Source organism: Oceanibium sediminis, assembly GCF_003265325.1.
GTDB lineage: Bacteria > Pseudomonadota > Alphaproteobacteria > Rhodobacterales > Rhodobacteraceae > Halovulum > Halovulum sediminis.
The window spans coordinates 776,244-789,349 of sequence record NZ_QGNX01000001.1; the positions used below are offsets into that span (position 1 = coordinate 776,244).

Consider the following 13,106-nt stretch of genomic DNA (forward strand, 5'->3'; position numbering starts at 1 on the left):
TTGCACGGAGACCCCTGATGCCCCGGACCTATGGCCGCATCGTGACCCTGTTCAGCCGCCTGAACCTTCTGCTTGCAGTCACGGGGGCGGGCATCCTGTTCTTTGCCGCGTCGATCATCTTCCTCGAGGTGGCGTCGCGCGCGCTGTTCGGCACGTCCCGCCTGTGGGTGATCGAGGTCAGCGAGTACTCGCTGCTCTACATCACCTTCCTTGGCGCGCCCTACCTGCTTGAAAAGAACATGCACGTGACGCTGGACCTTGTGTACGACAACCTGCCGAGGGGCTGGAAAGCCCTGGCGCATCTGTTCAATTCCGCCCTCGGCTTCGCGGTCTGCGTGCTGCTGACGGTCGTCGGCCTGGACGTCGTTCTCGACCAGTACGGGACGGGCGTTCGCGCGGCCACGGTCATGGCGCCCCCGAAATACCTGGTCACCATGGCGCTGCCCGTCGGCATGTTCCTGATGGCGGTCCACTTCCTGTTCCAGATAGTCGCCGTGTTCCGGCAGGAGGCCCCGTGATGGTCGAATGGTATCACGTCATCATGATGGTGGTCGGCCCCTTGCTGCTGCTCATGATCATGGGGCTGCCGGTGGCGTTTTCCTTCCTGGCGGTGAACATCGTCGGCGCCTATATCCTGTTGGGCGGCGTTCCGGGTGTGCGGCAGGTGGTGATGAACACCGTCGATTCCGTGTCCAGCTTCACGCTGGTGCCCGTCGCGCTGTTCATGATCATGGGCGAGGGGATGTTCCAGTCCCGCATCGCCATCGACCTGATGGACACGCTGGACAAGTGGTTCGGCAAGATCCGTGGCCGGCTGGCCTTCATGGCCGTCGGCGGCGGCGTGCTCTTTTCCTCGCTTACCGGCAACTCGATGGGGGCCATCGCGCTGCTCGGCTCGTCGCTGGTGCCCGAGATGGAAAGGCGCGGCTACAAGAAGCAGATGTCGCTGGGCCCGATCCTCGGCTCGGCGGGGCTGGCGATCATGATTCCGCCCAGCTCACTTGCCGTGGTCCTTGGCGTGGTGGCCGAGCTGTCCATCGGGCGCATCCTGATCGGGATCATCGTGCCCGGCCTGCTGATGGCGGTTCTCTACACGCTCTACATCCTCGTGCGGGTTACGGTGGAGCCCGACCTCGCCCCCTCGTTCGAGGTGGAGCCGGTGCCCATGTCCGAGAAGCTGCACGCGACAGCGGTGAATATCCTGCCGCTCGGCTTCGTCGTCTTCTCGGTCGTGGGGGTCATCTTCCTCGGCCTCGCCACCCCCAGTGAGGCCGCCGCGACCGGCGCCTTCGCAACGCTGGCGCTTGCGGCGATCAAGCGCCGCCTGACGTGGAACGTCTTTTCCAGGTCCATCCTCGGCAGTGCCAATATCACGGTGATGGTGCTGCTGATCGTCTCGGGCGCGGTGACCTTCACGCAGCTTCTGGCGTTCACGGGGGCCACTTACGGCATGGTGGATGCGATCGTGTCGATGGATGTCAGCCCGGATGCCATCGTGCTGACGATGATCGGCTCGGTCATCTTCCTCGGCATGTTCATGGGGCCGCTGCCGATCATGCTGATCACGCTGCCGATCTTCATTCCCGTGATCCGCGAGTTCGGCTTCGATCCGATCTGGTTCGCCGCGATGTACCTTGTCGCGATCGAGACGGGATCGACCTCTCCGCCGCTTGGCGGGGCGCTGTTCGTTATGAAGGCGGTCGCCCCGAAGGGCACGACGATGAACGACATCTACCGCGCGGCGGTGCCGTTCATCCTGTGTGACCTGGCGGCGATCCTGATCCTGTTCTGGTTCCCCGAACTGGTCACGGTGCCGGTCGACTACATGTTCCGATAAGCCGTCGCCGGCTGCCAGCGCCTAGGCCAGCGCGCTGGCGGCCGGGATCATGTGGGTTTTCAGCGCCGCGGCGTAGGGCGCGGTATCGCGCACCCTGTCGCAGAGCTTTCGCAGCGCGGGCCGCTCGGCCAGCACGCCGTCCCGGTCCGAGATCCACTCGGCCAGCATCGCGACATAGAAGTCCAGCGCGCCCAGGCCCCGCGCCAGGAAGTGCCCGTCGCCCTCGATGCTGCGCTCCATCAGGTCGAAGAAGGTGACGTAGTCCGCGTCGCCCTGCGCCTTGACCTGCGCGATGGCGCTGTCGTCCCTCGCGAAGCGCTCGGGGTGGCCGACCCGGCCGGAGGTGATGTAGCCCGCCGTCGCCATGACGCTCAGCCAGAACAGGAACGCGGCGCGATCCGGGTCGCCGGGCTGCGGCGTCAGCCCGCTCTGGGGGTGCCGCTCGCCCAGCAGGGTGACGATGGCGGCGGTTTCGCCAAGCGCGCGCCCGCCGGGCAGGCCCAGCACCGGAATCCGGGCGGCCGGGTTGATCTTGAGGAACGCCGGCGCCTGGTGTTCGCCCGCGCCCATGTCCACGTAGCGCAGGTCGTAGTCCGCGCCGATCGACTCGAGCATTGCCTGCACCACGATGGAGCCGGCCATTTGTTCCCAGTAAAGCGTGTACATTTCGGTCCCCTTGTTTTCCTTGGTTCGAGTATTCGGGGAAACTACGCGGCGTGCACGGCCGATTATATTTGGCCCCGCTAAAGAAAAGCTTTAGCCTGCACAGTGATGAGACTGACGCATCTGAACGCCCTCAGGGCGCTGGAGGCGACGCTCCGCCTTGGCAGCTTCGCCGCCGCCGCGAAAGAGATCGGCATAACGCCCGCCGCCGTCGGGCAGCGCATCCGCACGCTCGAAGATTACCTCGGGCGGCCGTTGTTCGACCGCACGGCGCTGGGCGCGGCCCCGACGGCAGAGGCCGGGGAGGTGGTGCAGACGCTGGGCACGGGCTTCGCGGCGCTGGCGGATGCGATGCACAGCCTCAAGCCGGACGCCGCTCCCGAGCAGATCCACGTCACGATGCCCGAATCCTTCGCGGAGAACTGGTTCGCGCAGGTCCTGTCGGATTTCGTCGGAAAGCATCCGGGGGCGGAGCTGCGCGTCGATGCGTCCAACCGGGATCACGACCTTGCCCATGAAACCTTCGACTTCGCGATCCGCTACGGCAAACCGCTCGGCGCGGGTTTTGAAGAGCGGTTCCTGTTCGGCGACAGCGTGCAGCCGGTCTGCTCGCCCGGGTTCGCGGCGCGCCACGGGCTGCGCGCCGATACGGCGGGTCTGGACGGCGTGCCGCTGATTCACGTGCTCAATCGCACGGGCGATCCGGGCTGGGCCGGGTTCGGCGGCTGGGCGCGCAGCGTCGGCATCGCGCCCGGCGGGCAGGCCACCGGGGTGCGCTTTTCCAAGGCGGGGTCAGGGCTGCAGGCGGCGATCGCCGGGCAGGGGCTGGTGATGGCTGGCCTGGTGGAGGCGTTCCATGCGCTGAAAGCGGGGCAGCTCGTGATGCCCTTCGGCGCGGACCGCCGGGTCGAAACGACCTACGGCTACCGCCTGGTGCACAAGCGCGGCGCGCGGGTGTCGGACATGGGCGACGCCTTCGTCACCTGGCTGGCCGATCGCGCCGACATTCACCGCCGCGAGGTCAGCGCGCTGTTGCAGCGTTTCGCAGGCTGATCCGTCCGGCAGGTTTTCGGCGCTTTTCTCAAGAGCCCCCGCCAAACCCTCGACCCGGGTCAGTCACGGCGTAGATCGCGCCCCCGTAAATACTTGGGCCCTTCACGATCATTTCGTTGACAGAAATCAAGCCCGCCTAAAGGGTATGCCGTATTGAACACAAGAGCTGTCGAACGAACAGCCGGATTGGCTTTGACCAACTTTGGAGGGAAGACGATGAATGCACCAGGACGCGCTATTCTTTTGGCTTCGACAGTTGTCGGAGGGCTGATAGGCCAGGCCGCGCTTGCCGACACTTCGGACAAGCGCATTGCCCTGTCCAACAACTACGCCGGGAACTCCTGGCGTCAGGCAATGCTGAGAAGTTGGGAAAAGGTCACCGGGCAGGCCGTCGCGGACGGCGTTGTCGCCGCGGCCGACGCTTTCACCACCGCCGAGAACCAGGTGACGGAGCAGGCGGCCCAGATCCAGAACCTGATCCTTCAGGGCTACGACGCCATCGTCATCAACGCCGCCTCGCCCGAGGGGCTGAACGGCGCCGTGGCCGAGGCCTGCGGCGCGGGTGTCGTCGTGGTCAGCTTCGACGGGATCGTCACGGAACCCTGCGCCTGGCGCATCGCCGTGGACTTCAAGCAGATGGGCAAGGACGAGGTGCTCTACCTCGCCGATCAACTCCCCGAGGGCGGCAACCTGCTGGAGATCCGGGGTCTCGCCGGGGTCTTCGTCGATGACGAGATCAGCGCGGGCATCCACGAGGGCGTGGCCGAAACCGGCAAGTTCGAGATCGTCGGTTCCGTCCACGGCAACTGGGCGCAGGACGTGGCGCAAAAGGCCGTGGCGGGCATTCTGCCCAGCCTGCCGGATGACATCGTCGGCGTGGTCACGCAGGGCGGTGACGGCTATGGTGCGGCGCAGGCCTTCAACGCCACGAACCGCGACATGCCGATCATCGTCATGGGCAACCGCCACGATGAGCTGACCTGGTGGAAGGAACAGAAGGACGCGAACGGCTATGAGACGATGTCCGTGTCCATCGCGCCCGGCGTCTCGACGCTGGCCTTCTGGGTCGCCCAGCAGATCCTTGACGGGGCCGAGGTCCCGAAGGACCTGACCGTGCCCTTCCTGCGGATCGACCAGGACAACCTGGAGGAAAACCTTGCTAACACCGAGGCAGGCGGCGTGGCGAACGTGGAATATACGCTGGAGGATGCCCAGGCGGTGATCGCGGGCGCGAAGTAGTCCGCCGCCCCGGATTGCCCGCAATGAGCGGAACATCCCCCATTGTCGTTCTGGACGGCGTCGAAAAGAGTTTCGGCGCCGTCCGTGCCCTGACAGGCGTAACGCTGGAGCTTCGGCGCGGCGAATGCCTTGGCCTTGTCGGGCACAACGGCGCGGGGAAATCCACGCTGATGAACGTGCTGTCGGGCAACCTGTCGCCCGACGCCGGGCGGATCACCGTCGACGGCGCGGACATCACCGGGCGGCTCACGCCCCAGAACGCCGTCGCCCACGGGGTGCGCTGCGTCTACCAGGAGCTGTCGCTCTGCCCGAACCTGACCGTGGCGGAAAATGCGCGCATCTCCCACCCCTCCATCGCGGGGGTGGGCTGGCGTCGCGCGGCGCGGGAGTTGATTTCGGGCATGCTTGACCAGATCTTTCCCGGCCACGGCATTTCCACCGACCATCTTGTCGGGGACCTGTCCATCGCGCGCCGCCAGATGGTGGAAATCGCCCGCGCCTTCGCCGTGACCCGGGCCGAGGCGAAGGTGGTCATCCTTGATGAGCCGACCTCCTCGCTGGACGGGGTGGCGGCGAAGAAGCTGCTGGCCTACGTGCGCCGCTACGTCGATGCCGGGGGGACCTGCGTGCTGATCTCGCACCTGCTGGGTGAGATTTTCGACACCTCGGACCGGATCGCGGTGATGCGCGACGGCGGGGTTGTCGCCCTTGACCGGGCGAAGGCGTTCGACCGCAACTCGCTTGTCGCGGCCATGGGCAGTGTGGCGGAACGCGCGCCGGGGCAAGCGAGGGGCGGCGCGGCGATCCGCGAGACCGCCAGTATCGTTGTGCAGGCCCGGCCCCGGATCCCCGAAACCCTTTCGCTGGCCGCCCACAAGGGCGAGGTTGTCGGGCTTGCGGGCCTCAGCGGGCAGGGCCAGACCGAACTGCTGGTGCAGGTCTTCGACCACGCCGCCGGGGCGCAGGTTTCAGGCGAGGTGGCGCTGGTCGCGGGGGATCGGCAGACCGACGGGATCTTTCCCCTTTGGTCGATTGCCGAGAATATCTCCATCGGCTCGCTCAGGCGGTTCCTGAAAGGCCCCTTCCTCGACCACGTCGCCGCCCGCGCCTTTGCCGAGGAGTGGCGCAAGCGGATCGGCATCCGCACGCCCGACGTGGGCCAGCCGATCCTGTCCCTGTCCGGCGGCAACCAGCAAAAGGCGCTGTTTGCGCGCGCCCTCGGCTCCCCGGCGGAAATCATCGTGATGGACGACCCCATGCGCGGAGTCGACGTGGGCACCAAGCAAGAGGTATACGGCATGATCCGAGATGAGGCCGCCAAGGGCCGCACCTTCCTGTGGTACACCACGGAAATGGACGAGCTGACGAACTGCGACCACGTCTATGTTTTCCGCGAAGGGGGCATCGTCGCCGACCTGCCGCGCGCCGAGATGACGGAGGAACGGGTGCTGCACGCCTCGTTCCGGGCGGACGCATGAACCCCCGCCTGCTCAGGGGGCTGCTGCCGCCCCTGTCCCTGGCCGCGCTGCTGATCGCCATCTTCTGGCTACAGCCGCGCACGATGAGCTATTTCGGGCTGAACCTGCTGCTGAACCTGGCGGTGCCCATCGCGCTGGCCGCCATCGCGCAGATGTTCATCCTCTGCGTGAATGAACTGGACCTGTCCATCGGCGGCTTCGTCAGCCTTGTCGCCTGTATCACCGCCACCTGGCTGCACGACACGCCGCTGCTGGGCATCGCGGCGCTGGCGGGGCTGATCGCGGCCTATGCGGCGCTGGGCGCGCTGATCCACCTGCGCAACCTGCCCTCCATCGTGGTGACGCTGGGCATGTCCTTCGTCTGGCTGGGGCTGGCGGTGCTGGTGCTGCCCACGCCGGGGGGCAAGGCGCCGGAATACATCCGCGCGCTGATGACGCTTAAGCCGCCCTTCATCCCCTTCCCGATCATCGCGGCGGTGGTGATCGCCATCGTGGTGCATATCGTCCTGATGCGCTCGGCCTATGGCGCGGTGCTGCGCGGCGCGGGCGGCAACCCCCGTTCGCTGGAGCGTGCGGGCTGGTCGATCCTGAAGATCAAGATGACCATGTTCGCGCTTGCCGGGTTCTTCGGCGTGCTGTCGGGCATGGCGTTGGTGGGGCTGACCACCTCGGCGGATGCCAATATCGCTCTGCGCTACACGCTATTGTCCATCGCCGGGGTAATCCTTGGCGGGGGCGAGTTCGTGGGCGGGCGCGTGTCGCCCATCGGGGCGGTGATCGGCGCGGTCACGCTGGCGCTGGCAGGCTCGTTCCTGTCCTTCCTGCGCCTGAACCCGGACTGGCAGATCGGCGCACAGGGGGCGATCCTGATCATCGTGCTGGCGCTACGCGTGCTGATCAGCCGCTCGGAGGTGCGATCATGACCGCGCTGTTGCGCAAGCCATGGCTCTGGGCGTGGCTGGGTGCGCTGGCGGTCTGGCTGGCGACGGCGACCTTCACCCATGGCCGCGGCTCGGCCGAGGTGCTGTCCGCCGCGCTGACCTTCGGCGCGTTCTTCGTGATCGTGGCGCTGGGGCAGATGTTCGTCATCACCCTTGGCCCCGGCAACGTGGACCTGTCGATCCCCGCCTGCATGACGCTGGCGGGCACCGTCGCGATGAAAACGATGGACGGCGCGGCCTCGATGATCCCGCTGGGCCTTGTCCTTGCGCTGGCCATCGGGGCCGGCGTTGGCGTGATCAACTACGCGCTGATCCGCCTGTTACGCATCCCGCCGATCATCGCCACGCTGTCGTCCAGCTTCATTTTCCAGTCCGCCGCGATCTGGTGGAACCGTGGCCTGCGCGTCAAACCGCCCGAGGCGCTGGCCGATTTCACCACCGCCAAGCTGGCCGGGGTGCCGGTGATCGCGATTGCGGTCGTCCTGATGGCGGTGGCGGGGCACGTGCTGCTGACGCGCACCATCTACGGGCGCGGCGTGGTCGCCATCGGGCAGAACATGCGCGCCGCCCACCTGGCCGGTGTCCGGGTCGAGCGGATCCGCGCCGCCACCTACATCATGTGCGCCACGCTGGCGGGGCTGTGCGGCTACCTGCTCTCGGCCTTTTCCGGCGGCGCAGCGCTGAACATGGGAGAGGAATACCTGCTCAGCTCCATCGCGGTGGTGGTGATCGGGGGTACTTCCGTCGCCGGGGGATTCGCCAACGTGCCCGGCCTCTGGGGTGCGGCGCTGTTCATGTTCCTGCTGGTCACCATGCTGAACACCTTCGGCGCCGGTGCGGGGGTGCGCCTGGTGCTGACCGGGCTTATCATCATCGGCGTGATCGTCGCGGCAAGCGGCGGCAAACGCGGCACCTGAAGGGGGAAGAGCATGGCGCTGGTGGGCGACGCATACGAATACTACGACCGACGGTTTCGCGACATGACTGTCCCCATCGCCGACATAGAGGTGCTCTACGACGGTTGCCGCTGGGCCGAAGGCCCGGTCTGGTTCAACGACGGCGGCTTCCTTGTCTGGTCCGACATTCCGAACAATCGCATGCTTCGCTGGACGCCTGACCAGGGGGTGGGCCTGTTCCGGGCCGATTCAAACTTTGCCAACGGCAACACCCGTGACTTTCAGGGGCGGCTGATCACCTGCGAACACGGCACGCGGCGCGTCACCCGGACGGAACCGGACGGCACGATCACCGTGCTGGCCGACGCTTACAAGGGGCGGCGGCTGAACTCCCCCAATGACGTGGTGGTGAAGTCAGACGGCACGATCTGGTTCACCGACCCGCCCTACGGCATCCTGTCCGACTACGAGGGGTTCAAGGCCGAGCAGGAGCAGGACGGCTGCAACGTCTTCCGCCTGAACCCGGCCAGCGGGCAGCTTGACGCGGTGGTGACGGATTTCGTCAAACCCAACGGGCTGGCGTTCTCCCCCGACGAATCCCGCCTGTTCATCGCCGACAGCGGGTTCAGCCACGACCCAGACGACCCGCATCACATCCGCGTCTTTGACGTCTCGCCCGACAACACCCTGAGTGGCGGCGAGGTCTTTGTCGAGGTCGCCCCCGGCGTGCCCGACGGGTTCCGCTTCGATACGGACGGCAACCTCTGGTCCTCGTCCCAGGATGGGTTGCGGGTGTTCGATCCGGCGGGCAATCCGCTAGGCCGGATCAAGACTCCGAAGATGGTGTCCAACCTGACCTTCGGCGGGCCGCGGCGGAACCGCTTGTTCATCACGGCGACCGACAGCCTGTTGGCGGTCTTTGTGGGTGTCAGCGGGGCGCAGCGCCCCTAGGACACGGCCCGCGTCTTTTTCAGATTGTGCGCTTGATGAGCGGAACAAAGGGTGAAATGATGCTTTTGTGAGCATTGTGAAAACCGTTTCCCTCATGTGTCTTGCGGCGCTCGCCTGGGCTTACCCGGCGGCGGCGGGCGATGTGTTCCGAGGCTTCGCCTCCTGCGCGGGCCGGTATTCCGCCGAGGTGGAGCACGCATGGCTGATGCAGGACCCGGCCGCCGAGCAGCATGAAGAACGCCGCGCTGCCTTCCTGTCGATGCTTGAGGCGCTGGACCCCGTCCGCACCGGGCCGGAGGCGCTCAATCACCGCGTCGCGGCAAAGGCGGCCCATGCCGGGTTGCTGGGGCAGGCGGCCTTTGCGCCCGATCCGGTGCACCGCACCGTCGCCCGGCGGCTGGCGCAGAGTCACCAGGCGGCCTGCGCTGGGCTGCTGCTGGGCGGGTAGGGGGCGCCCGGCCCGGTATTTCCGCCCAATTTGCGGGCGTAAACGGCAAATACTGACTGCAAAATAAGCAATATAACGGAAAAGCGCATAAAATAATCACGTGTCGCCTTTCCCTGTCGCAGACGCTTGCACGAAGGTCGGGGCGCGGGTGTTCGCATCCGCTGACCGTGCGATGGCGCCGGCCCCGTGGCCGGCCGCCGCGCACCCCGCAATTGTATTGCGTAGGCGGTATTCGGGGGTGTTCGCCCCTTGGCAAAAGACCTGCGCGCTACGCCATAGAGGTACTGCAATGCCCCATAAACTGTTTCTTTCGACTGCCGCCGCCGCGCTGATCGCGGGCAGCCTGCCCGCCGCTGCACAGGACGTGGCCTGCCCGATCAAGGTCGGTGTCCTCCATTCGCTGTCGGGAACGATGGCGATTTCGGAAACCACCCTCAAAGACACGATGGAAATGCTGATCGAACAGCAGAACGAGGCCGGCGGCCTGCTCGGCTGCGATCTGGAAGCGGTGGTCGTCGACCCCGCGTCCGACTGGCCGCTGTTCGCCGAAAAAGCGCGAGAGCTGCTGACCGTGCACGACGTCGACGTGATCTTCGGCAACTGGACCAGCGTCAGCCGCAAGTCCGTGTTGCCCGTGATCGAGGAGCTGAACGGCCTGCTGTTCTATCCCGTCCAGTACGAGGGCGAGGAAAGCTCGAAGAACGTCTTCTACACGGGTGCGGCGCCCAACCAGCAGGCGATTCCCGCGACCGACTACTTTCTTGAGGAACTGGGTGTCGAGAAGTTCGCCCTGCTCGGCACGGACTACGTCTATCCGCGCACGACGAACAACATCCTTGAGGCATACCTGAAGGATAAGGGCATCCCGGAAGAGGATATCTTCGTCAACTACACCCCCTTCGGTCATTCCGACTGGTCCCGTATCGTCGCCGACGTCGTGGCGCTGGGCGCGGATGGCAAGAAGGTCGGCGTGATCTCCACCATCAACGGGGATGCGAACGTCGGTTTCTACAAGGAACTGGCCGCTGCCGGGATCTCGGCCGATGACATTCCCGTTGTCGCCTTCTCGGTGGGCGAGGAGGAGCTTTCCGGCCTCGATACCACCAACCTCGTCGGTCACCTGGCCGCTTGGAACTACTTCCAGTCCGCCGATACCGAGGCGAACGAAGCCTGGGTCGCCGCCTGGAAAGCCCGCATGGGCGAGGATCGCGTCACCAACGACCCGATGGAAGCGCATTACATCGGCTTCAACATGTGGGTGAACGCGGCCACCGAAGCGGGCACCACCGACGTGGATGCCGTGCGCACTGCGATGTACGGGCAGGAATTCCCGAACCTGACCGGCGGCACTGCCGTGATGCTGCCGAACCACCACCTCGCCAAGCCGGTCCTGATCGGAGAGATCACCGAGGATGGCCAGTTCGATATCATCAGCCAGACCGAGGAAGTCCCCGGCGATGCCTGGACCGACTTCCTGCCGGAATCCGCGGTGCTGGTGTCAGACTGGGCCGAGCTGGAGTGTGGGATGTACAACACCCAGACCAAGACCTGCGTGCAGATCAAGTCGAACTACTGACCTGACACGCCGGGGGGCGGCGCTTCGCCCCCCGATCCCCCGAAAGGCGTTTTTCCATGACCCGTATCCTGCTGACGCTTGCCTGCCTGCTCGGGCCCCTGCTGTCCGCGCCCGCCGCCGCGCAACAGGCGGATGCGCCGATCCAGGTCCTGTTGCAGGAACATGGCGAGATCATCGCCGAAAGCTCCCGCCGCAGCATCGGCCCGGCCATCGACGCGCTGGCCGACAGCGGCATGCCAGAGGCGCAGGCGGTGCTGGAACGCTGGCAGGCGAAAGAGATGTGGATCGACGCGGCAAGCGGCCTGTTCGTTTTCGCCGAGGAGGTGGACCGCGACACGCTGCGCATCTTCGATGTCGCCACCGGCGAAGATCTGGGCGAAGTGCCCGACGACACCTATGACCAGTTGAAGCCCAACAGTGGCATTCGCGGCATGATCGCTGCCGCACTCGTGCGCTTCCAGTTGATCGACCCCGACCCCACCGTGCGTGCCACCGCGCTCGACGCGATCGAGCGGGACCCCGAAGCCTCCCACCTCTCCGTGTTGCGCGCGGTGAAGGGCAGCGACGGCACGCCCGATTTCTTGACGCGGGTGGAGCGGCTTGAGCGGCTGCTAACGATCCGCTTCGCCGAAGAGGACGCCGAGCGTATCGCCGCCATTGAAAGTTTCGCGGGGGATCTTGGCGTCGATGTGCGCGCCGCGCTGAACCCGCTTGTCGCGACCCGGCTTGAGGCCGCAAAAACCATGCCCGACGGCCCCGACATCGCCGGGCGGCTCTATCCCGACCGCGAGGGGCTCAGCGCTGGGGACGCCTATGTCCTGTTGGTGGACGCCGGGCTTGCCCCGCCGCGCATCTCTGGCGAGGCGCAGCGCCAGGCGCTGGAGTCCAACATCCAGAATGGCGCCGTCGCCGGTATCGAGGTGGCCACCCTCAGCACCCAGACGGCGCGCGACCTGGCCTATCGCGCGCTGGCGGAAACCGGCGCAGTGGACCCCGTCGCGACCGAGGGTGAGGTGAACGCCGCCCTGGCCGACCACGTCTTTTTCGCGCGCTACATCGGCGCGCCGCCCGCCGTGGCGCAGGCCGCTGCGCTGGCGCTGGGCGATATCGGGAACAAGGTGGCGTTCAACCGCTCGCTCGACCTGGCGCTGGACGGGATCTCGCTCGCCTCGATCTATTTTCTCGCGGCCATCGGGCTGGCCATCACCTTCGGGGTGATGGGCGTCATCAACATGGCCCATGGCGAGTTCATCATGATGGGCGCCTATACCGGCTTCGTCGTGCAGCAGGTCGTGCCCGACTACACGCTGTCCATCATCCTGGCGATCCCGCTGGCCTTCGCGGTGACCTTCGCCGCCGGCGTGGCGATGGAGCGGCTGGTGATCCGCTGGCTCTACCACCGTCCGCTGGAAACCCTGCTGGCGACCTTCGGCGTATCCATCGCCTTGCAGCAACTGGCCAAGAACATCTTTGGCACGCAGGCCCGCCCGCTGACCGCGCCGGGGTGGCTGGACGGCTCGCTCGTGGTCAACGACATCGTCTCGATCAGCTACATCCGCATCGCGATCTTTGTCCTTGCGATCCTGTTCCTGGCGATGTTCCTGCTGGTGATGAACCGCACCCGCCTGGGGCTGGAGGTGCGCGCGGTGACGCAGAACCCGCGCATGGCGGCCTCTATGGGGATCAACCCGGACCGGATCAACATGCTGACCTTCGGCTTCGGCTCAGGGATCGCGGGGATCGCCGGGGTGGCCATCGGGCTTTATGCGAAGGTCACGTCGGAAATGGGGGCCGACTACATCGTGCAAAGCTTCATGACCGTGGTGGTCGGGGGCGTGGGCAACATCTGGGGCACGCTGCTGGGGGCCACGATGGTGGGCTTCCTGCAAAAGGGGATCGAGTGGCTGAACCCGTCCAACACCCTTGCGGCGCAGACCTACATGATCCTGTTCATCATCTTCTTCATCCAGTTCCGGCCGCGCGGGATCATCCCGCTCAAGGGCCGCGCGGCCGAGGTCTGAGCC

At 66.2% G+C, this 13,106-nt stretch carries 12 protein-coding genes; 11 read left to right on the forward strand and 1 reads right to left on the reverse strand.

All coding sequences use genetic code 11. The annotated features are described in order from the left end of the window. Positions 1–17 precede the first annotated feature (17 nt). The gene (locus DJ029_RS03690) at positions 18–518 is read left to right on the forward strand and encodes a TRAP transporter small permease (protein ID WP_112320958.1); all 501 of its coding nucleotides are present in this window, start codon (positions 18–20) and stop codon (positions 516–518) included. After that, on the forward strand, positions 518–1,837 hold the full coding sequence (locus tag DJ029_RS03695; RefSeq protein WP_112320959.1) for a TRAP transporter large permease: 1,320 nt from the start codon (positions 518–520) through the stop codon (positions 1,835–1,837). The genes DJ029_RS03690 and DJ029_RS03695 overlap by 1 nt, the downstream gene beginning before the upstream one ends. Positions 1,838–1,858: 21 nt before the next feature. On the opposite strand, the gene DJ029_RS03700 is transcribed toward DJ029_RS03695, so the two are convergent. Then, positions 1,859–2,503 carry a glutathione S-transferase family protein gene (locus DJ029_RS03700; protein WP_112320960.1) on the reverse strand — a complete coding sequence of 215 codons (645 nt, stop codon included), beginning with the start codon at positions 2,501–2,503 and terminating at the stop codon, positions 1,859–1,861. A 105-nt stretch (positions 2,504–2,608) separates the two neighbouring features. Between DJ029_RS03700 and DJ029_RS03705 the strand changes: the two genes are divergently transcribed. The 9 genes from DJ029_RS03705 to urtB all read left to right on the forward strand — a co-directional run bounded on the left by DJ029_RS03705 (position 2,609) and on the right by urtB (position 13,103). Further along, on the forward strand, positions 2,609–3,553 hold the full coding sequence (locus DJ029_RS03705) for a LysR substrate-binding domain-containing protein (RefSeq protein WP_112320961.1): 945 nt from the start codon (positions 2,609–2,611) through the stop codon (positions 3,551–3,553). Positions 3,554–3,796: 243 nt separating this feature from the next. Then, complete coding sequence (locus tag DJ029_RS03710; protein WP_232822950.1) at positions 3,797–4,792, forward strand: ABC transporter substrate-binding protein; 996 nt, start codon at positions 3,797–3,799, stop codon at positions 4,790–4,792. A 23-nt stretch (positions 4,793–4,815) separates the two neighbouring features. Beyond that, positions 4,816–6,270, forward strand: coding sequence for a sugar ABC transporter ATP-binding protein (locus tag DJ029_RS03715; RefSeq protein WP_112320963.1), 1,455 nt, complete (start codon positions 4,816–4,818; stop codon positions 6,268–6,270). Further along, the gene (locus DJ029_RS03720; protein WP_112320964.1) at positions 6,267–7,193 is read left to right on the forward strand and encodes an ABC transporter permease; all 927 of its coding nucleotides are present in this window, start codon (positions 6,267–6,269) and stop codon (positions 7,191–7,193) included. The genes DJ029_RS03715 and DJ029_RS03720 overlap by 4 nt, the downstream gene beginning before the upstream one ends. Beyond that, the gene (locus DJ029_RS03725; RefSeq protein WP_112320965.1) at positions 7,190–8,128 is read left to right on the forward strand and encodes an ABC transporter permease; all 939 of its coding nucleotides are present in this window, start codon (positions 7,190–7,192) and stop codon (positions 8,126–8,128) included. The genes DJ029_RS03720 and DJ029_RS03725 overlap by 4 nt, the downstream gene beginning before the upstream one ends. 12 nt (positions 8,129–8,140) lie before the next feature. Beyond that, a complete protein-coding gene (locus tag DJ029_RS03730) occupies positions 8,141–9,058 on the forward strand; it encodes an SMP-30/gluconolactonase/LRE family protein (protein ID WP_232822951.1) in 918 nt (305 codons plus the stop codon). A gap of 67 nt (positions 9,059–9,125) precedes the next feature. Continuing rightward, on the forward strand, positions 9,126–9,506 hold the full coding sequence (locus tag DJ029_RS03735; protein ID WP_157966251.1) for a hypothetical protein: 381 nt from the start codon (positions 9,126–9,128) through the stop codon (positions 9,504–9,506). Between the two features lie 289 nt (positions 9,507–9,795). Further along, a complete protein-coding gene (gene urtA, locus DJ029_RS03740) occupies positions 9,796–11,082 on the forward strand; it encodes an urea ABC transporter substrate-binding protein (protein ID WP_112320967.1) in 1,287 nt (428 codons plus the stop codon). 56 nt (positions 11,083–11,138) lie between these two features. Next, positions 11,139–13,103: an urea ABC transporter permease subunit UrtB gene (urtB, locus tag DJ029_RS03745; RefSeq protein WP_112320968.1), complete on the forward strand. Its 1,965-nt coding sequence runs from the start codon at positions 11,139–11,141 to the stop codon at positions 13,101–13,103. Positions 13,104–13,106 lie beyond the last annotated feature (3 nt).